21 protein-coding genes are annotated in these 23076 nt (G+C 36.6%); 17 read left to right on the top strand and 4 right to left on the bottom strand.

Annotated features, from left to right (window positions below; translation table 11 throughout):
• Position 1: 1 nt before the first annotated feature.
• Positions 2-706 (bottom strand): amino acid ABC transporter permease, encoded by a 705-nt coding sequence (locus PHD84_04130; GenBank protein ID MDD5636995.1) that lies wholly within the window; start codon positions 704-706, stop codon positions 2-4.
• Positions 707-1118: 412 nt separating this feature from the next.
• Positions 1119-2042: a patatin-like phospholipase family protein gene (locus tag PHD84_04125; protein ID MDD5636994.1), complete on the bottom strand. Its 924-nt coding sequence runs from the start codon at positions 2040-2042 to the stop codon at positions 1119-1121.
• Between the two features lie 352 nt (positions 2043-2394).
• Between PHD84_04125 and proS the strand changes: the two genes are divergently transcribed.
• Positions 2395-3837 (top strand): proline--tRNA ligase, encoded by a 1443-nt coding sequence (proS, locus tag PHD84_04120; GenBank protein ID MDD5636993.1) that lies wholly within the window; start codon positions 2395-2397, stop codon positions 3835-3837.
• Between the two features lie 88 nt (positions 3838-3925).
• Positions 3926-4186: a translation elongation factor-like protein gene (locus tag PHD84_04115; protein MDD5636992.1), complete on the top strand. Its 261-nt coding sequence runs from the start codon at positions 3926-3928 to the stop codon at positions 4184-4186.
• Between the two features lie 136 nt (positions 4187-4322).
• Here the strand turns inward: PHD84_04115 and PHD84_04110 are convergent, their stop codons facing one another.
• Positions 4323-5132, bottom strand: coding sequence for a slipin family protein (locus tag PHD84_04110; GenBank protein MDD5636991.1), 810 nt, complete (start codon positions 5130-5132; stop codon positions 4323-4325).
• Between the two features lie 2 nt (positions 5133-5134).
• Positions 5135-6418, bottom strand: a complete 1284-nt coding sequence (locus tag PHD84_04105) for a nodulation protein NfeD (protein ID MDD5636990.1) — start codon at positions 6416-6418, stop codon at positions 5135-5137.
• Positions 6419-6566: 148 nt separating this feature from the next.
• Between PHD84_04105 and PHD84_04100 the strand changes: the two genes are divergently transcribed.
• The 15 genes from PHD84_04100 to PHD84_04030 all read left to right on the top strand — a co-directional run bounded on the left by PHD84_04100 (position 6567) and on the right by PHD84_04030 (position 23075).
• Positions 6567-7679: a Clp1/GlmU family protein gene (locus PHD84_04100; protein ID MDD5636989.1), complete on the top strand. Its 1113-nt coding sequence runs from the start codon at positions 6567-6569 to the stop codon at positions 7677-7679.
• Positions 7680-7711: 32 nt separating this feature from the next.
• The gene (locus PHD84_04095; protein MDD5636988.1) at positions 7712-8602 is read left to right on the top strand and encodes a DMT family transporter; all 891 of its coding nucleotides are present in this window, start codon (positions 7712-7714) and stop codon (positions 8600-8602) included.
• 723 nt (positions 8603-9325) lie between these two features.
• Positions 9326-10309, top strand: a complete 984-nt coding sequence (locus tag PHD84_04090; protein MDD5636987.1) for a sugar ABC transporter substrate-binding protein — start codon at positions 9326-9328, stop codon at positions 10307-10309.
• A 126-nt stretch (positions 10310-10435) separates the two neighbouring features.
• Entirely contained in the window at positions 10436-11431 is a 996-nt protein-coding gene (locus PHD84_04085) for an ABC transporter permease (GenBank protein MDD5636986.1), read from the top strand.
• 90 nt (positions 11432-11521) lie between these two features.
• Entirely contained in the window at positions 11522-12289 is a 768-nt protein-coding gene (locus PHD84_04080; protein ID MDD5636985.1) for an ATP-binding cassette domain-containing protein, read from the top strand.
• A 48-nt stretch (positions 12290-12337) separates the two neighbouring features.
• Positions 12338-13597: a uroporphyrinogen decarboxylase family protein gene (locus PHD84_04075; GenBank protein MDD5636984.1), complete on the top strand. Its 1260-nt coding sequence runs from the start codon at positions 12338-12340 to the stop codon at positions 13595-13597.
• A gap of 111 nt (positions 13598-13708) precedes the next feature.
• Entirely contained in the window at positions 13709-14731 is a 1023-nt protein-coding gene (iolG, locus tag PHD84_04070; protein MDD5636983.1) for an inositol 2-dehydrogenase, read from the top strand.
• Between the two features lie 34 nt (positions 14732-14765).
• Positions 14766-15767, top strand: a complete 1002-nt coding sequence (locus PHD84_04065) for a LacI family DNA-binding transcriptional regulator (protein ID MDD5636982.1) — start codon at positions 14766-14768, stop codon at positions 15765-15767.
• 31 nt (positions 15768-15798) lie between these two features.
• Positions 15799-16995 (top strand): scyllo-inosose 3-dehydrogenase, encoded by a 1197-nt coding sequence (gene iolM / locus PHD84_04060; protein ID MDD5636981.1) that lies wholly within the window; start codon positions 15799-15801, stop codon positions 16993-16995.
• 57 nt (positions 16996-17052) lie between these two features.
• On the top strand, positions 17053-18162 hold the full coding sequence (iolN, locus tag PHD84_04055) for a 3-dehydro-scyllo-inosose hydrolase (protein MDD5636980.1): 1110 nt from the start codon (positions 17053-17055) through the stop codon (positions 18160-18162).
• A gap of 215 nt (positions 18163-18377) precedes the next feature.
• The gene (locus PHD84_04050) at positions 18378-18521 is read left to right on the top strand and encodes a hypothetical protein (GenBank protein ID MDD5636979.1); all 144 of its coding nucleotides are present in this window, start codon (positions 18378-18380) and stop codon (positions 18519-18521) included.
• Complete coding sequence (locus PHD84_04045) at positions 18490-18738, top strand: hypothetical protein (GenBank protein ID MDD5636978.1); 249 nt, start codon at positions 18490-18492, stop codon at positions 18736-18738. Before PHD84_04050 ends, PHD84_04045 begins: the two co-directional genes overlap by 32 nt.
• Before the next feature lie 407 nt (positions 18739-19145).
• Positions 19146-20822 carry a thiamine pyrophosphate-binding protein gene (locus tag PHD84_04040; GenBank protein MDD5636977.1) on the top strand — a complete coding sequence of 559 codons (1677 nt, stop codon included), beginning with the start codon at positions 19146-19148 and terminating at the stop codon, positions 20820-20822.
• 528 nt (positions 20823-21350) lie between these two features.
• Positions 21351-22349 (top strand): TRAP transporter substrate-binding protein, encoded by a 999-nt coding sequence (locus tag PHD84_04035; protein ID MDD5636976.1) that lies wholly within the window; start codon positions 21351-21353, stop codon positions 22347-22349.
• Between the two features lie 195 nt (positions 22350-22544).
• The gene (locus PHD84_04030) at positions 22545-23075 is read left to right on the top strand and encodes a TRAP transporter small permease (GenBank protein ID MDD5636975.1); all 531 of its coding nucleotides are present in this window, start codon (positions 22545-22547) and stop codon (positions 23073-23075) included.
• The last annotated feature ends 1 nt before the right edge of the window (position 23076 follow it).

The following is a 23076-nucleotide window of genomic DNA, read 5'->3' as shown; positions in this document are numbered from 1 at the left end:
GTTAAATCCTTTCCAAGACAGATTGCTTTCTACTTTGTTTTATTTCATAACCGGGGATTTTGTATTTTTCTTCCAAAATCCTTAAGAGCTGGTTTCCACTAAAAACCAGGATAAAATATATTAGAGCACAGACGGTATAAACCAGCAGAGCATTACCGAAGGTACGTGCAACAATGTATCGACCCTGTCTTAAAAGCTCTGTTACTCCTACCGCATAAGCTAAGGAGCTGTCTTTTAGAACAACAGCATATTCATTAGACCAGGAAGGGATAGAAAGCCTTAAAGCTTGAGGTAATATTACATACCTGATTGACTGCAGTGTATTCATACCTAATGAACGAGCTGCTTTCATCTGTTCTTCCCCAATGGATTGAATTGCTCCTCTAAATATTTCAGATTGATAGGCAGCAGAGCGTAAACCCATAGCCAGGACAGCAGCCATAAAAGCACTTATATTAATATGAAAGAATGAGGAACCAAAATAGAATAAAAATAATAGGACAAGAGCTGGAACAGCTCTAAAAAAACGTTCAAAGGGTAAAATAATTAATAATTGTAAGCCAGGAGGGCTATAAACACGCCCCAGTGCTAAAATAATTCCCAGTATAAAACCCAGTGCTAAAAAATATAAGGTTAGATTAATGGTAACCAGTGTTCCTGTCAATAGGGAGGGTATACCCTTCCAGATTATATATAATTGATCCATGATAATGACATACTCCTGTAGTTCATGCAATTCTAATTATATTTTATAACAAGCAGGCAAAAATAAAAAATCTCGCTACCTCTTTTTGATATTGAATCTATCAAGAAAGAGGGGCGAGATAATGCTCCCGTGGTGCCACCCTGATTGGAAAAACGAAGAATCATTTTTCCCACTCATTGTAATTTTAAAGGCAACCAACCTTTTTTATTACCAATGGACTCTATTTGGGTTAAAAGTCAATTAAGGTAATTACACCTGCTATACCTTTCTCTGAAATACTTGACTCAACCTACTTTGCCATTGATTTAGATTTTTTTATTTAATTATTAAATGTGCGAATTTTTGTTAGTATAATAATACTAAGTAATAAATATTTTTTTGTCAAGAAATTAATGTGTTTGATTCAGGGTATCTAAAAAGTTCTAATCATTTCTTTTAATTCATTAATTTTATTTTCTGTCTCAATTTCTCCTTGTCTAATAATTGCTACTCGCTCTTTTTTCTTTAGAAAGTAAGATACCTCACCTTGATATTGGGGTTTGAGAATCAAATCAGCACCTCTTAGAGAGAGATTAGTTAAATCTTCTATCATAATATCCATGCTTCTTTCAACAATAGAAATAACATTATTAGGGTCTTTCTTTTCTCCAGTCATTTCCTGTAAGCTTACGGCAATTACAATATCAGCACCCATCTGCCGTACCACATCCACCGGAACAGGGTCCTTTAAACCACCGTCAACTAAAATTCCATCTTCACATTCAAAGGGGTAAAATAAGCCAGGAATAGAAATGGAGGCAGCTACAGCATTAGAGACCTTTCCTTTATCTATAATAATCTTCTCTCCGGTTATTAAGTCCGTAGCCACTGCTTTGTAGGGAATCTTTAAATCATGTTCAAAATGTGCCCAATTAGAAAGCTGGTCAAATTTGTCTCTTATGGCAATAGTAGAAAGCAAGCCTCTAGGCCAGGCTGCATCGGCTATCATTTTGGGTAGATTTATTGAAATTCCCAATATTTTCTTATCCTGATACTCTTCTAATTCAAAGGTAATATTTTTAAAAGATAGGTATTTTGTAAAATTCTCTTCTAAAATGTAATCCTCTATGTCCTTTAAATCAAAACCGAGGGCATAAAAGGCTCCAACTAAACTACCCACACTGGTTCCGGCAATGTAATCGATTTTAATTCCTTCCCTTTCCAGTACTTTTAATACGCCGATATGGGCAAATCCACGAGGTCCCCCGGCTCCTAGAGCTAAACCTATTTTTGGTTCATTCTGAGCAGAAGAGAAAATAACACAGGTAATAAAAAAAACGATAGTTAAAATTGGCATAATCGATCTGTTTATATTCATGATTAATATTATAGAATATTACCAATAGTTGTGCAAGCATCCCATTTTTAAGATAAAAAATTGTTGGTAAGGATTATGGTGGTGGTCTAGTTAGTATATTTTTTGTTGAGACGTTGATAATTAGAGATTGACTGATATATACTAGATTTGAGGTATAGACAACTAATTTGAATATTTTCAAGTAGATAAAACTTTTTAAATATTTCATTAATATGACCATTATACCCTTACCTGTTTGTAGGGTTTAACCTTTAGACAATTTGAGTAAAATGTGATAGAATTTTGGCAATTGATTTATCTTATTTATGCTTTGTGACAGAGGAGAATAGTTATGGATGAGACAAAATTTGTAAAGGAAATCGCATCTAAGGAAGAAGCTTTTTCTCAGTGGTATATCGATATAGTCTTGAAGGCAGATTTAGCAGACTATACACTAGTAAAAGGATGTATGGTTATTAAACCTTACGGATATGCATTATGGGAAAATATGCAGCAATGTTTAGATCGAAGAATTAAGGCTACCGGTCATAAAAATGCTTATTTCCCTCTCTTTATTCCCGAGAGCTTATTAAAGAAGGAAGCAGAACATGTAGAAGGATTTGCCCCTGAAGTTGCCTGGGTTACCCATGGCGGTAATCAAAAATTGGAAGAACGATTGGCGGTAAGACCAACTTCGGAAGCCATTATTGGTAGTCTTTATTCTAAATGGATTCGATCGTGGCGAGATTTACCGATTTTAATCAACCAGTGGGCTAACATCGTTCGATGGGAAAAGGTAACCCGTCCTTTTTTAAGAACTACAGAGTTTTTATGGCAAGAAGGACACACAGCACATAAAAGTAAGGAAGAGGCTGAAGAGGAGACTTTAAAAATATTGACTGTCTATAAGGATTATATAGAACAGGACCTCGCTATTCCGGTAATTATTGGGAGAAAAAGCAATAAGGAAAAGTTTGCTGGTGCCGTGCATACCTATGCTTTGGAAGCTTTAATGGGTGATGGTAAAGCCTTACAGGCAGGCACTTCCCATAATCTAGGTCAAAATTTTGCTAAGGCTTTTGATATTCATTTTCTAGATGAAAATCAGCAAGAGCAGTTGGCCTGGACTACCTCCTGGGGAACTACTACTAGGCTGGTTGGAGGGATAATTATGGTTCATGGAGATGAAAGAGGCTTGAAATTACCTCCCAAAGTTGCCCCAATACATATCGTCATTGTTCCCATTTTCTTTGATAAATCTAAACAGGAAGTAATGAATAAAGCTCAAGAATACAAGAAATTGTTGGAAGAAAAATTTAAGGTTGAACTGGATGACCGGGATGCTTATACGCCGGGATGGAAATTTAATGAATGGGAGATGAAAGGAGTTCCTGTTCGATTAGAAATCGGACCACGCGACCTTGCTCAGAATCAAATTACAGCGATAAGAAGGGATAAAGGGGAAAAAGTATTTATATCAGAGAAGGAATTAGTTTCTACTTTGGAGAGATGGATGCCCGATATTCAAAACAATCTATACATGCAAGCCAGATCACGCTTAGAGGAAAATATTAGATTTACTGAAAATTATGAAGATTTTAAACAGATAATAGAAGAGAAACGTGGTTTTATAACAGCTTATTGGTGTGGAAATGAGGAATGTGAAAATCAGATTAAAAAAGATACTAAAGCCACTATTCGATGTATACCGCTGGAACAAAATGAGGAAAAAGGGAAATGCATCTTTTGTGGCACAGAATCTTCAACTATAGCATATTTTGGCAGGGCTTATTAGCATAATACATGATTGCAGAAATTGGAGGAATTCTATTTTTGTATTTTATAATAAAGAAAAAATTAGTTAGAAAAGGAGGATTTTAAAAATGGAAAAGATATTAATTGGCCGCGTTATTGATTATTTTGCCAAAATTGGTGTGGCTGCTATTGATATTGATTCAGGAGAAATTAAAGTAGGAGATACGCTATATTTTAGTGGTCATACTACCGATTTTGAGCAAGAAATTGAATCAATGCAAATTGACAGGGAACCAGTAAATTCAGCACAGGCCGGAGATTCTGTCGGTATCAGGATAAAAGAGAGAGTGAGAGACGGGGACGAAGTATATAAGATAATCAATAAATAATAAGGTGATATCAATCCTTTTTATGGCCTAACTTATACAAAAACCAGAAATATTTTTTATTAAATCTGCTTTGGATAAAATTGAGGAGTTATTATAATAATAAGGAGGATAATCAGGGGTACTTCCCCTGATTATCCTATTTTTTGGTCTTTTCTTCGGGTGTTTTAGAAACTTTTTCTTTTTGTTTTTCATAAAAATCCACAAATGGTTTAACCAATTCCAGAGGGAAGGGGAAGACAGTAGTGGTATTTTTATCAGCAGCAATAATTCCCAGAGTTTGCAAGTAACGTAATTGCAGGGATAGCGGTTGCTTACTCATTTTTTCTGCTGCCTGCACCAGTTTTTCTGATGCCTGGAATTCACCCTCTGCATGTATTACCTTTGCCCTTCTTTCTCTTTCTGCTTCTGCTTGCTTGGCCATTGCTCGTCTCATATTTTCAGGTAATTCCACATCTTTTGTTTCTACAGTAGTAACTTTAATTCCCCAAGGATCAGTCTGTTCATCAACAATTTGTTGTAATGTTTGATTTATTTTTTCTCTTTGAGATAAAAAGGTATCCAGATCCCTTTCTCCCAAGACACTTCTCAGGGTAGTTTGGGCAATTTGAGAGGTAGCAGAGATGTAGTTTTCTACCGATATAACTGCTTTTACCGGATCAATTACCCGAAAATAAATTACTGCATTGACCTTTATAGGAACCGTATCCCTGGTTATTACCTCCTGTGCCGGTACATCCATATTGATTGTTCTCAGACTTACTTTAACCATATGATCTACAATCGGTATAAGCAAAATAAGACCAGGTCCTTTTGCTCCGACTACTCTTCCTAAACGGAAGACAACACCTCTTTCATATTCTCTTACAATTCTTATTGCTTGAGATAGTATGATAAATATTATAATCAGGATTCCCAGATAGAGACTCGTTGACGTGATAAGATTCATTTTTATTCCCCCTTTTTATCAGTTTTTTTAACGATTAGACGAAGTCCATCTAAAGATTCAACAATGACCTTTTCTCCCTTCTTAATGGGTTTTTCATCTAAAATAGTAGCTTGCCAGATTTCCCCGTGTATAAAGATTTGTCCATCAGGATTTAAATTTGTTCTGGCGACACCAATCATCCCAATCATACTCTCTTTGCCGGAAATAGGTTTTTTCCATTGTATTCTGATGCCTTTGGTTACAGCAAAAACGAAAAAGGCTCCCGTGGCAACAACCATGGAAAGAATAATACCAGTTGAAATTTTTAAAAAGGGAGCCATATCCTTGGTTAACATAAAGGAACCGAGGGTTAAAGAGGTTATTCCACCCAGGGTCAGTAAACCGAAGGTGGGAGTATAAATTTCAAAAATTAAAAGGATAATTCCTAAAGCGATTAAAATAAAACCAGCAAAATTAATGGGTATCATCTGAAAGGCAACGAAGGCGAGTATCAGGCAGATACCACCAAATATGCCGGGGAATAATGTTCCTGGATTACTGAATTCTCCCAGGATACCATAAATACCTAAAAATAAAAGGATATAAGCGATATTGGGATTGCTAAGATTATGAAGAAATAAATCCTTGAGGGACATTTTATATTCAATGATTTCCTTGCCCAGGGTATTTAATTTTTTGTCCCCCTCGGCAGTAGTTACTTTGACCCCATCAATCATAAAAATTAAATCTTCCAGACTTGGGGCAATAAATTCAATAATATTATTCTCCAGCGCTTCCTGTTCGGTTATAGAGATACTATCTCTGACGAATTTCTCAGCCATTGCTTCGTTTCTGTTTCTATTATTAGCTAAAGTTTTGATATAGGCGGCAGCATCATTCACTATTTTTGATTTTGTTTCTTCATCAATCTGCTCCTCACCCATAGCAACGGGGTGAGCAGCTCCTATATTGGTTCCGGGAGCCATGGCGGCAATATTAGCGGCTATGGTAATAAAAGCCCCAGCTGAAGCTGCCCGAGCCCCCTGTGGTGCAATATATATTATAACTGGGATATGGGTATTGAGCATCTCTTTAATAATCTTGCGCATAGAATCATCCAGACCACCAGGAGTGTCTATCTGAATGACGACACATTCTATTTGATTTGCCTCTGCCTTTTTAATTCCCTCTATAATGTATTGGGCGGTAATGGGATTTATAGTCCCCTCTAATTTTAAAGAATAAATTGCCGAGGAAGATTGTGAAGAAACCAGGTTGATAGAAGAGTTTAATATAAATATACTCACAATTATTATAAAAAGCTTTATTTGTCTATATAGTCTTTTACAATTTGAGTAATGGCTTAAAGATAACATAATTTTTCTTTACCATTATTTGTGATAACATTATTATAACATAATTATTAAACCTTTATTAAATTAGACTGAGGAACAAATGATAGCTAACTTGAATTTAACTGATAATGAATTAATCATGCCCGGAGACTGGATGCCCATTGTCCAGAAGATCCAGAGTCAAGATGGGACGGTAATGGTTTTAGGAAAAACAGATTCCGGAAAAACAAGTTTTATTAAATTGTTAATTCATTATCTTGGCAGGAGAAATAGAAAGATTGGTCTAATTGATGTTGATATTGGACAATCAATCCTGGGTCCTCCCGGTACCATTGGAATGTGTATTGTTGATAAAAAAAGAGTAGAAGATGGTATTGTCCCGATTGACTGTATGCTTTTCATTGGGGCTATATCTCCTGAGCAGTGTATTACTATATTTCTGGAGAAAATTTGTCAGCTCTATATTATTGCTCAAAAGATAAAAGTAGATACTCTTTTAATTGATACTACTGGATTGGTAATGGGAAGAATCGGAGTATACTTAAAGAATAATTTGATTAAGAAGGTTAATCCTGCTATTTTAGTGGCACTTCAATTTGATGAAGAGTTAGAACCAATTTTATTGGAATTAGAAGCCCAACCTTCCATTAAAACATACCGTATTAAACCATATCAGAACATTATCACTAAAAATTGGAAGGAGAGGAAAGCAAGGAGGAGAAGACAATTCAGTATATATTTTAAAGATTCACAGTTAAGAGATATTGATTTCTCAGCAATAGAGATAAAAGATTTTAATTTTGGCTTTAGTTTATTTTTAGAAAAAAATATAGTTAGCTTATGTTGGAAAGAGTTTCAGTTGGAGACAATCTCGGCTGAAGTAATCGATAGTAGATTGTTCATGTTATTATCAAAACCACAAAGTATTTCCAATAAAGATACTTTGGCCAGGATAAAAAAACATTTTCAGGTAAAGCAGGTTCTTGTTATTCTTCCTAATTGGTTCCAACACCTGTTAGTGTCGTTTACTAATTCAGAAGGACTGAGCAATGGTTTAGGGATAATCAAGCATATTGATTTTGAGAGGAAGAAGATTACTGCTTATTTACCAATTCCTATTTCACTTGATAATTTAGCTAAAATTGAGCTGGGGCGAATAAGAATTAAACCTGATGGTTTGGAATTACCTCCTATTGAGCCAGAAAGATATTAATTACTAATAAAAACTGGGGGAAGAGAGTGCTTATGGATAGAAAAGAAAAAGAAGGCGTTCTTCTGGTAATGATCTGTGTATTTATTCATGGCACCCAGCCTATCTTAGGAAAGTATGGGGTTTCTTTAGTGCAGCCACTTTTTTTTGCCAGTTTAACCAATCTCATTGCCGCAGCAAGTCTCATTTTAATTATTTTATTGAAAAGGAAATCACTTTTTTTATTGATGGAAAGAAGATATTTTCTTTCTCTACTATCTATTGGATTTTTTGGGACCACCCTCTCTAATATTCTATTTTTTTATGGTGTTAGATTAACCAGTGGCATAAATTCTGCTATTTTGTTACAAGTAGAACCTATTTATGCTTTGATTATAGGATACCTTCTGCTTCAAGAAAGAGTGACTCTACGACAAATGATTTCCACCCTGCTAATCATTTTCGGAACATCGCTGGTTATTTATCAGGGAACTTTTAAATTGAATTGGGGTGATATCCTGGTTCTGTTAACCCCACTCTGTTACCAGGCTGGTCATCTTTTTAGTAAACAACTGCTGAATCAAACAGAAATAAGCCCTCTTTTTATTGCAGCAGGAAGGACATTATTTGGTGGTATTTTTCTTTTTATATTAAGTCAGCTGGTTGGAGTAAATCAATTTGAGCACCTAAAAGATTTGAATATTCTCGGTATTCTTATTTTCTACGGAGTTGTTATTTATGGATTAACTTATTATACCTTCTATGAATCCATTAAGCGTATTAATCTATCCAAGGCGACTGCCATTATCTCTGTTTACCCAGCTATTTCCATAATTCTTGCCTGGTTTATATTACAGGAGATTCCCGATTTCTTCCAGATCAGCGGCTTTTTTATTATTCTGTTGGGGATTATCTATTTGTCCTACGTCAAAAGCGAGTTACGGTAGAAGTTGTCTTTCATTGAGTTGATTTTTTCATATCAGAATGGCTTACTGATATAAATTTCATTGAAGAAAAATATTCTATATGATATTATTATTGATGCAACCGATTGCACGAATCTGCCAGAAGTATAATGAAATAGACAGTACCTATTAATCAATTTTAGTCAATTTGGTATAGATGTAGCAGTGTTTCAGCAAATTTAATTTTGTTCTTTGACAATGAAAACTTGCTGTCCAACCGATAGAGTCTTATCAATTGATTATTCTGACAATGTTTCAGTCTTCATTATTCCGTTTCCTTTAGATTTCAGATGTAGAGAGAGGAAAAGAAGTCTTTCAATGTTTTAACAGTCAATTTGTTTTGTTATATTATGGAAGCTTTTACTAAAAAATATGTGATGAATTGATTTACAAATATTCATTTTTGGGATTACCAAAAAGTTTTACTGATATTTATTATTTTTTTAATCAAATATAAAAAGCTTGATTCAATGAAGTATATGCTTCAGTTATTTATTATTTAGAAATAACTAAAAATCATTTCATAGTTACATAGGAATGTCAAATTACTAACTTTGGCTTCTTGAAAAACAGAAAATTACCTGGAGAAATGTGTTGAGAAAGAAGTTTTTTGGCATAACAGGAAGTCAATAAGGGGAGGTGAGGTATCGGGTAAATATTTTTTATATGTGTTTTAAAAAATTTAAATATTTAATGGAGGTAAGAATGAAATCTAATTTAAAAACAGGTTTGTTGATATTTGTTGTAATTTTTTTGTTCTTTAGTTTTGCTCTGATTTCTTTTGCGGCAGAAAAAGAATATAAAATTTATGTAGTCGTTCATGGTGGTATTGCAGATCCATTCTGGAAGGTTTGTGAGAAGGGAGCACTGGATGCAGGGACTCTTTATGATGATTTGGAGGTTATATATACCGGGCCAACAGAATTTAAGCTGGAGGAATTTATGGCTTATATAGAGGCGGCATTGGCAAGTAATCCTGATGGTTTAGTTTGTACTCTTACTGCACCTGAGGGGATGGATGAATCTCTCCGGGCAGCTATTGCGGGAGGTTTACCGGTAGTAGCCATCAATGCACCTGATCTTAGAGAACCCGAAGCGGACCGGATACCCGTTCTGACCTATGTTGGCGAAGACAGTTACTTCATTGGTAAACAGGCAGCTCTGGAGACATTGAAAAGGTTTACTCCCAAACGGGCAATCTTTGCGAATCATCACCCTGGTGCAACCAATATTGAAGCAAGGGGAAGAGGCTATATCGATACCATGAAAGAAAACGGCGTAATGGTGGAAGCCCTGGATATTACGGATGACGCGGTTAGAGGAGCTGAGATGGTAGCGGCTTATTTAAAGACACATCCCGACACTGATGCAATCTTCTGCTCAAATACCATGCGTACAGAGACCATTATCCCGCGTTTAGAAGCAGACGGAGTAAAGGTCGGAAAAGATGTAAAGATAGCTCAGATGGATAGCTCTTCCAAGATACTGGAATATATTCAGGAAGGTAAAGTCATGTTTACCATGGATCAGCAGCAATATCTGCAGGGTTATCTTGGTGTCGTATTTGCCTATTTAAATGCCAAGTATGGATTTGCACCTCCCCCAGCTCCGGTATCCACAGGACCGGCAGTTATTACGGCAGAAAATATTCCTGCCCTGGCGGATTTGGTTAAAGATGGATTCAGATAAGTTCTGGTGACTGAAGAAAGTAATTATTAGATATATTGGGTGGTATCTTGAGAATGGTGCCACCCAATAGGCTAAGTATGACAAATACAAAAAAGACTATTAGGGAAGCTTTAGTGGGAGGAAGAGTTGATAAAAAAAATAAAGAGTGAAGAAGGGGTTAAAATCCAAGGTCAAACTTTTAATTTCTCTCAGATACGTAGATTACCTGAATTCGGAGTGATGCTTGCCTTCCTAGTTTTATTAATTATTTTTTCAGTTTTTTCGTCAAATTTTTTATCCTTGCGGAATGTAACTGGAATTCTTACTATTGTTTCAGAATTAGGAATCATGGCTATTGGTGTGGCGTTTTTAATGATTTCCGGAGAATTTGACCTCTCGGTGAGTAGCATTTACGCTTTTTCAGGCTTTCTCTTTGTGACCCTGGCTAATCAATATAATTCACCATTATCCTTTGTGTTAACTCTGGCAATAGCAGCTTTGATTGGAATTTGCAACGGACTAATCACTTTGCGCATGCGGATTCCCTCTTTTATTGCTACTTTAGGTATGCAATTACTGTTGAGAGGATCACTTTTAGCATTAACCGGTGGTGAATCAGTTAGCTATTCCAGCGATTCTATTATGCCAACTATGTTAACTCGCTTTATAGCTTTTGGTTTTCGGCCTTCTCACATCTGGTTCCTTGCACTGACTCTGATTTTTTCAATCGTGCTCACCAAAACACGTTACGGTAACTGGGTATTTGCGACCGGTGGGAATCGTGTTGTTGCCAGAGCAATGGGAGTGAATACTGATAAAGTAAAACTAATTAATTTTATGTGTTCTGCTCTGATGGCGGCATTATCTGGTTGCATTGTAATCAGTAGATTTAATTTGGCAAATGCATCTTTCGGAACAGGAATGGAATTGGAGGCTATTGCCTCTGCTGTTATTGGAGGCACTTTTTTAACTGGAGGCTATGGAACAATTATCGGGGTATTCTTTGGAGCATTTTTAATGGGAATGATGAGAACTGGTCTGGTCATGATGGGTGCTCCTGCCTATTGGTATCAGGCATTTGTAGGTGCCATTTTAATCATCGCTGCGACTATTAATCTGAAATTAAGGCATTTGGACATGTAAGTGAGTGATATGCAAAATCATCATGTTAAAAATGCTTTCTTTGATCATTTTGAGTTTGCGATGATAGACGGTAAAGGAGGATCTTGTTCTATGAAGGAAGTTACTCCCTTAGCAAAGATGGTAGCAATTGAAAAATATTATAAAGCATTTCAGGCTTTGAAAAAGGTAGATCTCGAAATCCATAAAGGGGAAGTATTGGGTTTGTTAGGAGATAACGGAGCAGGTAAGTCTACTCTAATCAAAATTCTGGCCGGAGTTTTTCCTCCTGATAAAGGTGAAATTTATTTTGAAGGTAAGAAGGTAAATTTTTCTTCTCCCAAAGATGCCAGGACAATAGGGATTGAAACCGTTCATCAGGCCATGTCTTTGGTAGATATCATGAGTATTTCCAGGAATTTCTTTTTAGGTCGGGAGCCAATCAAAAGAATAGGTCCTATTTGTTTGCTTGATCGGGAAAAAATGGATACAGAATGCCACAAAGCGGTTACTGGATTAGGAGTTAGAGTAAGATCGGCAGATGAGTTTGTTTCCATTTTGTCTGGTGGAGAAAGACAGGCTATTTCTATTGGGAGAGCGATGCATTTCAAGGTCAAACTTCTGATTCTTGACGAGCCGCTTGTTGCTTTATCAGTCAGGGAGACCAGGGAAGTATTGAGGCAGGTGGAGAATACTAGAGAGTCAGGAATTTCAGTCATCTTCATCACACATAATGTGTACCATGTATATCCTGTTGCGGAAAGATTTGTTATGCTGGATAAAGGGATTAAAATTGGAGAGGTTTATAAAAAAGATTCCAGTCCGGAAGATATTATCGAAATTATTGCTTCTGGGAAGATGGAACAAGAGGAAAAAGCATGAATTTTTCTTAAAATTCGCAATTATTTTTTATTTTTAGGAGATAGTTGAATGAATTCTCGAGAACGGGTAAGAAAGGCACTTAACCATCAGGAAACGGATCGTATTCCTATTGACTTAGGTTCCACATTGGTAACCGGTATTCAGGCTAGTACTTACGTAAAACTAAGGCAAGCATTGAATCTGAGGGCTGAAACAGTCAGAGTTGTAGATCCCTTTCAGATGCTGGCAGAGGTTGAAATGGAAGTAATTGAGAAATTAGGGATTGATATTATCGGTCTATGGCTTCCTACCAATGCATTTGGATTTAAAAACGAAAATTGGAAACCATGGATCCTCTCGGATGGTACGAGGATTATGGTTCCGGGAAAATTTACCACCGAACATGATCAGGATGGAAATGTGTTTCTCTATCCCCAGGGAGAAACCTCAGTGGCTCCTGTTGCAAAGATGCCCAAAGACGGCTATTATTTTGATCTCTTAGTTCGTCAGGAATCGATTGATGAGCAAAATCTGAATCCTGAGGATTGGGTTAATCAGCAATTCTCCATTTTTTCGGAAGAAACACTCCGGTATTTAGAAAAGAAAGCTGAAAACCTATATCAGAATAGCAATCTTTGCATCGTTGGAGAATTTGTTGATGCCAGTTTTGGAGATATCTCTCAGGTACCAGGCCCGGCTGTAAAACATCCCAAAGGTATCAGAGATCCAGAAAAATGGATTATGGCTCATATTGAATATCCCGATTATATCAAGGGAATCTTTGAACTGCAATGTGAAATAGCACTGAAAAACCTGCAACTTGCCCATGAAGCAGTTGGTAATAAAATTGACGTCATTTATGTCAGTGGCACCGATTTTGGAACCCAGAACAGCCCTTTTATTTCTCCTGATATGTACCGTGAATTTTACAAACCCTTTCATAAGAGAATCAATGACTGGATACACAAAAACACATCCTGGAAGACTTTCTATCATAGTTGTGGATCCATTGCTGCATTTTTAGATGATTTTATAGCAGCAGGAGTAGATATTTTAAACCCTGTTCAGACCTCCGCAAAGGATATGGATTCCAAAAGGTTGAAGGAAAAGTATGGAGAACAGTTAGTCTTCTGGGGAGGTGGAATAGATACCCAGAGAACACTTCCCTTTGGAACACCTGAAGAGGTAAAAGAAGAAGTCACCGAGCGCTGCCAGATATTTGGAAAGGGCGGAGGCTTTGTCTTTAACACCATTCATAATATTCAATCTAAAGTTCCCATTGAAAACCTGATAGCGATGTTTCAAACAGTGAGGGAATTCAGATTTTAACAATAAAAGAAAAAATGCATCTATCGATTGCATTATATTCAACAATGAATCGTTTAAAGGAATAGCAAGAAAAAATGAAGCAGACAGCATTAAAAAGGAGGTAGTAGAGGTATGGAAAAAGTTAATATTGGATTAATTGGTGCAGGTAGAATTGGCAGGTTGCACGCAATGAATTTGAAATACCGGGTTCCAGGAACAAGGTTATTCGCAGTTGCTGATGTATTGGAAAAGAGTGCACAGGAAATTGCCTCCCAGTTAGGGATACCAGTAGTTACTGGTGACTATCGTATGTTATTAGATAATAAGGATATCGATGCCGTAATCATCTGTTCCTCAACGGATACCCATGCTCAAATAATCACTGAGGCGGCGCAGGCAGGGAAAAATATCTTTTGTGAAAAACCGATTGCCCTTGATATAGATCAAATTGATAAAGCATTGGTAGAGGTAAAGAGAGCAGGGATGAAACTACAAATTGGTTTTAATAGGCGTTTTGATCCCAGCTTTAGGAAGGCTAAAGACCTGGTGAAAGAAGGCAAGATTGGTAGTCCACATATTGTTAGGATTACCAGTCGCGATCCTGCCCCTCCTCCCATAGAATACATTAAAGTGTCAGGCGGCATTTTCCTGGATATGATGATTCATGATTTTGATATGATACGTTTTCTTCTGGATGATGAGGTAAAAGAGCTTATAGCAGTGGGAAGCACTCTGGTAAATCCGGAGATAGGTAAATATAATGATATCGATACTGCCCTGGTCACTTTTCAATATAGAAATGGTGCTTGGGGAACCATTGACAACAGTAGACAAGCCGTTTATGGTTATGATCAGCGAATAGAGGTATTTGGTTCCCAAGGCTGTATTCAGGTGGGGAATAAAAAACCAACTGAAGTTTTTGTGAGTGGTGTCGAGGATATCAAAAGCGATAAGCCGGTATATTTCTTTTTAGAGAGATACAACGAATCCTATATTGATGAAATGAAACATTTCATTCAATGTATTAAAGAAGATAAAGAACCTTCTGTAAGTGGATTTGACGGCAAGATGGCGGTGGTCATGGGATATGCTGCCAAAGAATCATTGTCGAAAAAAGAATTCATTACTATTGCTGACCATAATTGGTCCTATTGAATATCTTTAAAATCATTTCAGGAAGATTTTTACCATGAGAACTACAATGAAAGATATTGCCAAAGCAGTGGGAGTTCATCCTTCCACAGTGTCCCGGGTGATCAATGGTAATCCTAATATCAGTGAAAAGACTGCAAAGAAGGTTTTTTCTACGATCGAAGATTTGAATTATACTCCTAATGCCTTAGCCAGGGGTCTCAAAACTAAGAAGATCCAGACGTTAGCTATGTTGATTCCTGATATTTCCAATCCCTTTTTTGCTGGTTTGGCCAGAGGCGTGGAGGATACTGCTAATAAGTATGGTTATAATGTGATTCTATGTAATACTGATGATTGTTTGGAAAAAGAAGCTAACTATTTAAGATTACTAACAGAAAAATGTGTAGAAGGTGTAATTATGGCAACTGCTAAAATCAGAGATAAAAGCATTATAGAGTTAGGACGGACTAGGTGTCCTTATATACTTCTTTCTCGTAATATTAAAGGAGTGCAAGAAAATTCAATTTCTATTGATGATATTGCCGGAGGATATCTCGCTACAGAGTATTTAATCAGCTTGGGGCATCAAAAAATAGCTCATATTGCTGGACCTTATAATACTACAGCTGCCTTGGATAGAATCAAGGGATACCAAAAAGCGCTACAGAAATATGGCATTCCTTTTCAAAGATTTTACCTAGGGGAAGGTGATTTTAGAATTAAAGGTGGTTATCAGGTAATGAAACAATTCTTGCAATTAGAAGTTCCCCCTACTGCAGTATTTACTGCCAATGATTTACTGGCAGTAGGTGCCATAGAAGCAATTCGTGAGCATAATTTCGAAGTCCCTTCTGATTTTTCCATTGTCGGATTTGATGATATTAAGTTAGCATCTTACCTATCACTACCTCTGACTACAATTCGACAGCCTATGGTAGAAATGGGCTCATTAGCAATTATCAAACTATTAGAAAGAATAGAGCGCAAAGCGAATCATCCTAATATACTTATAAAACCAGAATTAATTAAAAGAAAATCATGTCGAGAAATAGACTAAAATAATTTCAGAAGTAAAGGAGATAAGAAAAATGGCAAAAAAAATGAAAACAGTAGTACTGGAAGCAACCTGGGATCCAAAGCCCGATTTTAAGATTGGTTCCAAGGATATAGAAGGGAAATTAACATACTTGGGTAGTAAAGTATGGCGTAACCCACAACTTAAGATTGTGGAAAAAGATATTCCTGAAATTGGACCAACCGATGTGCTAATCAAGGTAAAAGCCTGTGGTATCTGTGGTAGCGATGTGCATATGGCGCAACTGGATGAAGATGGCTATATCTGGTATCCTGGTTTAACAGCTTTTCCTGCTGTTTTAGGTCATGAGTTTTCCGGTATTGTAGTGAAAGCTGGAGAAAATGCCTTTAATAAACGAACCGGTAAGAGATATGAAGAAGGGGAAGCAGTAACTGCAGAAGAGATGTTCTGGTGTGGAACCTGCCGGCCCTGTGTTGATGGGTATCCCAATCATTGTGAGAAATTACAGGAAATTGGGTTTAGCATTGATGGTGCCTTTGCCGAATATGTAAAAGTTGATGCTAAGTATACCTGGAGCCTGGAAGAACTCAGGGAAGTGCACCAAGGGGATGATTTATTCCTGGCAGGTAGTTTAACAGAGCCTACCTCAGTAGCCTATAATGCAGTAATCGAAAGAGGTGGGGGAATCAGACCGGGAGATAATGTGGTTATTCTGGGTGGAGGACCAATTGGACTTGCCGCTGTAGCGATATTAAAGAGAGCTGGTGCAGCCAGGGTAATTCTCTCAGAGCCTTCTGTAGATAGGGCTAAGATAGCCAAAATGATGGGTGCTGACTTTATTATTAATCCGATAGGAGAGAACTTTGCTCAGAGTGTTTTAGAGATTACCGGAGGATTGGGTGCCAAACTTTATTTAGAGGCCACTGGATTGCCGGATAAAGTATGGCCAGGAATAGAAGAATGCATCTGGGAAGGAAAGATGGTTAACAGCACCGTAGTTATTGTAGCCCGGGCTGATAAGAAAATTCCTTTAACCGGAGAGGTATTTCAGGTTAGGAGAGCAGAAATTGTCGGTTCCCAGGGACATTCAGGTCACGGGACATTCCCCAGAGTAATTAGTTCAATGGCTACCGGGATGAATATGATCCCCATTATTACTAAAAGGATAAAATTAGAAGAAGTTCCAGAACATATAATAATGCTCAGGACCTCTAGAGAGGAAGCCAAGATTACCTGTATATTTGATTAGTTGTAATCTGATATTTTTGTGAAAAAAGTCAACTAAATATATATTAAGGAGAAAAATATGGAAAATCAATGGTTAACAACAGAATATCCCAATATTTTCTTTGAAAATAACAATGTAGGTCAGTTGAAGAAAGAGATCTTTGATGCACCTATGAGTGAAATTGAGAAAATTTTAAAGGATTATGACATTCCTTCTCCATCGGAATTGGGGAAAGCAGGAAGTTATATTCAAAATACACCCAGAAAGCATGTTATGGAGGAGCGGAGAAAGAATGACATTGTCCTTGTTCCGGTAGGATGCACCGAATGTCATGGTGATTATGCAAATTCTGGTCTGGATACCTTCATGGTAACTCAAATCTGTGAGGCTCTCAGGAGGTATACCAAAAAGAAGGGGAAACCGGTAAGTTTAGCCTTTACTCCCTTAAATTATGGTGCCCATCCCTATCATCATTGCGGTATGGCTGGTACTATCATTATGCCTGAAGATGTAGTTCGAGAGACCATGATTAATGTTATGTTAGGACTCTGGAATGATGGCCTTAGAAAACAAATCTGGATTAACAATCATGGACAATTATGGGTATTAGAATCAGCTTTGCAGGAATTTTGTAAGCGCTATCAATTGCCAGGTATTTATCGGGTGATTGATTGGCATCGAGCAATCAGAGAATTCTTTATCCCGATTAAAAGGAAAGATAGTTTATCCACTGACTTCATTCATGCTGATGAAGCGGAAGCCTCTGTGGGATTATTACTCTTTCCGGATATGTTAGATATGAAGTATGCTGTTGATACCGAGGGAGAATCTTTATTACCTGGTGGACATTTTGATACCTCTGTTGATCCCTATCGTCGTCCGCAGCAGTGGCAACAGGGAGAAGGCCATTCTGCTATCGAAAGAGCAGCTGTTCCCGAAGGTGTAGTAGGTAAACCAACCAGAGCAACTGCTGAGAAAGCCAAAAGACCTGTAGCGGCAATTTTGAAATACCTAACTCTGGTACATGATGAAATTTTAGAAAACTATCCAGCTGGCAAATTGCCACCAGTGGAAAAGATTAGCTTAAGAGATCCCAAAGATATAGAACCATTCTTGAGAGAACCTATGAGTAAAGGCTGGAAATCAGTCTTTGAATTACCCTATATTGGACAGATAAATAGTCTATAATATTCAGTCGTGTATATTGAGTATTACGAACTCTTTTTTGTCGTTGCGAGGAGCGCAGCAACGAAGCAATCTCATACTGATTTGCATGGATATTTAATGAGTAGATTAGATAGTCGTTGGATTAAGTCAATTCAATATTATTTTAAATAGAATAGGAAATTGGATATATTATTTTGCATAATATCAATTGTTAATATACCCTGGAGGATTGGATTATGAAAAAAAGCATTGTTGTCTCCACACAACAGACTAAATTTTCAGCTCTGGCCTTTCAAGAGGATTTGGAGAAAAATATTAAAAAAATTGCTCAACTTGGTTTTGATGGGGTTGAATTGGCAGTCAGAGATCCTCGCTATTAAAAGTTTAACACAAGCTAAAAAATATATTACCCATATTCATGTTGCGGACAGTAATCGTTGGGCACCAGGTTTCGGTCATCTTGATTTTTCTGAAATAGTACTAACATTGAAAGACATAGAATATCATGACCATATTTCAGCAGAAATACTTCCTTTACCTGAACAGGATGCTGCTACAGAAATGACTATGAAAACTTTAAACGGATTGAATATTTGATAAGATTGGATAAATCTTATAAAATTAGAATTACTTGCCATTATATTTTTAAATTTTAGATAATGAATAAACAAAATCAGAAAATGGATTAATAATTTTAGGAAGAAATCAGATATTGAGTAAATATGGGAAGAACATCATTGAGAAGAATCTTGCTTGAATAAAATGACTGAGCCATAAGGATTAAAATGTACCCAAACTTGATATTTTTGAATGAATCCCGAAGTAAGTGGTGAAATTTTCTTCACAGATTAACTATAATGCTAGTTAAGAAATGAAGTGAACATAGAAAAATTAGTTAATAAAAAGTAAAAATTGGCCACATTTAAAGGGTTTTAAGTCACCGGCTAGCGTGCGGGTTTGTTTTTTGCTGGTTAAAATGAAATACAAAATGGAGGATGTTAAACATGAAATCTTGGGAACTGGTTACTAATATAATCAAGGAGCAGGGCGTTGAACATGTTTATGGTATAGGGGATACTGACTTACACTGGTATTCCCATCAAACAAAAGGTCTTAAGGGCATTAATTTAAGGTATGAAGGCTCTGCTCCTTTTATGGCTATGGCTTATTCTCGCTTAACCGGTAAACCGGGAGTATGCAGTGCCAGTTCGGGTCCCGGAGTGGCCAATCTAATACCAGGTGTGCTGGAGGCATATTCAGGATGTGTACCCCTGCTTATTTTTGCCCCCTCGGTCAATCAAAAGACAGAGGGTATGGGAGAATTTCAAGAATGTGATCAGAGAAGGATGATGGAGCCAATTACTAAATGGAGTGCCAGAATACCTGGTGTGGAAAGGATTCCTTGGTACCTTAATCGTGCCTTTTCCCTGGCTCTAAATGGACAACCAGGCCCAGTCTTTTTAGAAATACCTCTTGATGTAGGAGGCAGGATAGCTAGTGGTTTTGAACTTGAAGCAGAGCCAATTGTTGAATACCAAACAATTAAAAGAATCAAAACAGCAGGAGATCCGGAATTAATTCAAGCTGCTGCCAAACTGTTGCTTTCAGCCAGCCAACCGGTAATAATAGCCGGTCATGGTGTAACACTCTCTCAAGCCAGTGAGGAGTTTAGAGAGTTTATAGAATTATTAGGTATACCCTTTTTAACCACTCCGGGAGGCAGGGGTATTCTTAGTGAAAATCATCCTCTTGCTCTGGGAGTAAGCGGTATCTACAGGACCAAGATAGCCAAGGACTACTATAATCAAGCTGACCTACTTATCTCCCTGGGTAGCAGGAATGAAAGTTTTCAAACTCATGACTGGGAAGACTTCCCACCCAAAGCCAAATTCATCCAGATAGATATAGCACCTTTTGAAATAGGCAGAAACTGGTTCCCTGATGTGGCAATTATAGGAGATGCTAAATTGGTGCTAAGGCAGCTTTCTTATACCATAAAAGATTGGTTGACAGAAGATCTAATTTATAAGGAAAGATCAAGAATCAAAAAATTAATAAGCGATAAGCAAGAATATGAGGAAGAGATAGAGCAGGAGTGTCAGATAAAAGATCTTCCCATTCCTGCAAAAAGGATTGTCCATGAGGTGAGTAAGGTCTTTGGAAATGATACTATATTGGTAAACGAAAATGGTTCCCAGGATACCTGGTCTTATTGCTATCCTTATTACAAAGTTCAAGAAGGATCTTTCAGTATACCCGTTGCCGAGCAGACCTGTATGGGTATGGGAGTGGTAGGAGCTATCGCTGCTAAGCTCACCAAACCAGAGAAAAAAGTGGTATGCATCACTGGGGACGGAGCATTCCAGATGTATATGAAGGAGTTACCCACTGCAGCACAATATCGAGCCGGTTGTACTTGGGTAATCCTGAACAATTCTGCTTTTGGCTGGGTTAAATACAACCAGAGAAAGTATAAAGGTAACGATATCGCTACATTTAAAGTTCAGCCCGATTTCGTAAAATGGGCTGAAGCTTGTAATTGTTACGGTCAAAGAGTAAACAATCCTTCGGATATTTGGCCTGCCCTGGAAAAAGCCTTGCAGCTGAATAAAGATGGGATTCCGGTAGTGCTTGATTTTATAACCGGTCTTGACCTTTCCCATCTTGATAGAGCTAGATAGTAGGAAAAGAGAGGAATTTTTCTTTATTTATGGGATAGTTGTAAAAAATATATCAGTTTACAATATTTTGATTAACTAATCATCATTATATCATCAGGAGAATAAATTTACTTAGAAGGAAGAGTAATCAATCCGTTCATAATAAGTTTCCTCAATTAATAGGCATTCTTTTAATATTATCAATAAATTATCAGGGTAAAATTTGACATTCCAAGACATCTGGTATACAATAAACTTATATTATATAGAAATTAATTCTATTATATAGAAAATAGCATACCTGAATATTTTTGAAATATAATTTTAAGGAGGGTGATTGAATCGGTTAAAATACTTAAATAAATATCTATTTTTATAATTAAATAAAAGTATTTCTTAAAATGGGCTATGTAGCAGGAAAAGCAAAATAATTTAGACTGAAAAAATAACAAAAAACTACAATAACAAAAAACATTAGTATTTTAAAAATAAGTTTAACTAAACTTAAAAATTAAAAAATATCAGTCCGATAAGGAGGCAATATCATAAATGGCTAACATTAATTTTAAGAAATCAATATTAGTAGTATCAATTTGTTTAGTTGCGGTATTTTTAGTATCATTATCAGCCTTAGCAGAACCGAGACTGGTACTTCGTTCTGGTGACGACAGCACTGAAGAATACCCATATCATATAGCCTTCGCTGCCTGGGCAGAAGCAATAGATAAAGCAAGCAATGGGGAAATTAAACTTGAAGTTTATTCCAATGCAGTTTTAGGATACGAAAGAGAATTAATTGAAGGCGTGCAGATGGGTACCATAGATTTTTGTACCACCTCTTTGGGACCTTTTGGTAGTTTTGCTCCACAGATTAATGTGTTAAGCCTTCCCTATATATTTAAAGATGTAGATCATCTTATTAGAGTTCTTGATTCTGGATTATCATACAAAATGAATGCCTATATTGAAGAACAGAATGTCGGTTTTTTAAGCTTGGGTTGGATATGTGGAGGAGGAAGATGCTTCTATACTAAAAAACCGGTAAATAGCATAGCGGATCTGGCTAATTTAAAAATCAGAGTCATGGAAAATGATGTCTATATTAATATGGTGAACATGGTTGGAGCAAAAGCGGTTCCTATGGCTTACGGTGAGGTTTATAGTGCTCTACAAACAGGAGTCTTGGATGGGGCTGAGAACGATTTCGGCGCTTATTATACTCAGAAACATTATGAGGGAGCACCTTATTATGCTTTAGATGTGCATACTATTGATATAACTGGATTACTGGTTAGCACCAAAACCTGGGAAAAACTATCCGATGCTGATAAGACAGTATTGTTGCAAACATTACCAGCTTTCATAGAGGCAGGACGTGAATCCTGGGCAAAATTGACTGTTGATGCAAAAGATGCGGTACAAAAAGTAGGTGCCACCGTTACTGAGGTTGATAAGGAAGAATTCAAGAATGCTGTTACTCCAATGTGGGAAACTGCTGTCAAAGAATATGGAAATGAGTTTTTCGATTTTGTAATGTCAGTAGAGTAATTTCAGATTATTGTATTTTTTGTTATTCCTTTAAGCCATTAATTGATGTATTTAATTTAGATAAAACCTTGCTACATAGTCCATTAACATGAAAAGGAAGGAAAATATAAATCACTTTTTTAAGAAAGAAAAGTTTTTATTTCGAAAAGTATTTACTGATTTAGAAAATATATGTTAGAAGGAAAAATCATTTAAATGATAATTATTGAAACAATCTTAAAAATTTTAAAAGCTTTTAGGAAATCTAATATTATTGAAACAATCATAGCCATGCAAGCAGCGTTGCTCTCTGTTATAGTGCTGCTTCAGGTTGTCTTTCGCTATCTATTAAATTCTCCACTTGCCTGGACAGAAGAAGCCTCTAGATTTCTTCTAATATGGATTGTTTTGTTAGGAGCAGCAATTGGAATTAAACGAAAATCACATTTTACAGTTGATATTTTTTTTAAGAAACTTCCTCCAAAATTGCAACAGAGTTTACAATTTGCACTGGATATTTTCCTTTTTATATTAATTTTTGATGTAATGATTATTAATGGAGTTTATTTGTCTCACCTAACACTTAGACAGATAAGCCCCGCACTACATATTCGCATGTCTTATGTCTATTCAGCCGTTCTAGTAGGAGGCATTTTATCTTGCTGTTATATTTTAGAAGACATATTAACACATATTAAAGAGGGGATTACGAAAAACCAGAATAGAATAATAGAGAAAGGATCGTAGA

The organism is Atribacterota bacterium, from assembly GCA_028717805.1.
Lineage (GTDB): Bacteria > Atribacterota > Phoenicimicrobiia > Phoenicimicrobiales > Stramentimicrobiaceae > Stramentimicrobium.
The sequence above is the reverse complement of the archived record's forward strand: the minus strand, read 5'-3'. Positions and strand labels throughout refer to the sequence as shown.

Coding starts and splice junctions, on each gene's coding strand:
- PHD84_04035 (MDD5636976.1), top strand. CDS start 21,351: ATGGCTAACATTAATTTTAAGAAATCAATATTAGTAGTATCAATTTGT.
- PHD84_04095 (MDD5636988.1), top strand. CDS start 7,712: ATGGATAGAAAAGAAAAAGAAGGCGTTCTTCTGGTAATGATCTGTGTA.
- PHD84_04100 (MDD5636989.1), top strand. CDS start 6,567: ATGATAGCTAACTTGAATTTAACTGATAATGAATTAATCATGCCCGGA.
- PHD84_04030 (MDD5636975.1), top strand. CDS start 22,545: ATGATAATTATTGAAACAATCTTAAAAATTTTAAAAGCTTTTAGGAAA.
- iolG (MDD5636983.1), top strand. CDS start 13,709: ATGGAAAAAGTTAATATTGGATTAATTGGTGCAGGTAGAATTGGCAGG.
- PHD84_04075 (MDD5636984.1), top strand. CDS start 12,338: ATGAATTCTCGAGAACGGGTAAGAAAGGCACTTAACCATCAGGAAACG.
- PHD84_04125 (MDD5636994.1), bottom strand. CDS start 2,042: ATGCCAATTTTAACTATCGTTTTTTTTATTACCTGTGTTATTTTCTCT.
- iolM (MDD5636981.1), top strand. CDS start 15,799: ATGGCAAAAAAAATGAAAACAGTAGTACTGGAAGCAACCTGGGATCCA.
- PHD84_04115 (MDD5636992.1), top strand. CDS start 3,926: ATGGAAAAGATATTAATTGGCCGCGTTATTGATTATTTTGCCAAAATT.
- iolN (MDD5636980.1), top strand. CDS start 17,053: ATGGAAAATCAATGGTTAACAACAGAATATCCCAATATTTTCTTTGAA.
- PHD84_04040 (MDD5636977.1), top strand. CDS start 19,146: ATGAAATCTTGGGAACTGGTTACTAATATAATCAAGGAGCAGGGCGTT.
- PHD84_04050 (MDD5636979.1), top strand. CDS start 18,378: ATGAAAAAAAGCATTGTTGTCTCCACACAACAGACTAAATTTTCAGCT.
- proS (MDD5636993.1), top strand. CDS start 2,395: ATGGATGAGACAAAATTTGTAAAGGAAATCGCATCTAAGGAAGAAGCT.
- PHD84_04090 (MDD5636987.1), top strand. CDS start 9,326: ATGAAATCTAATTTAAAAACAGGTTTGTTGATATTTGTTGTAATTTTT.
- PHD84_04080 (MDD5636985.1), top strand. CDS start 11,522: ATGAAGGAAGTTACTCCCTTAGCAAAGATGGTAGCAATTGAAAAATAT.
- PHD84_04130 (MDD5636995.1), bottom strand. CDS start 706: ATGGATCAATTATATATAATCTGGAAGGGTATACCCTCCCTATTGACA.
- PHD84_04110 (MDD5636991.1), bottom strand. CDS start 5,132: ATGAATCTTATCACGTCAACGAGTCTCTATCTGGGAATCCTGATTATA.
- PHD84_04065 (MDD5636982.1), top strand. CDS start 14,766: ATGAGAACTACAATGAAAGATATTGCCAAAGCAGTGGGAGTTCATCCT.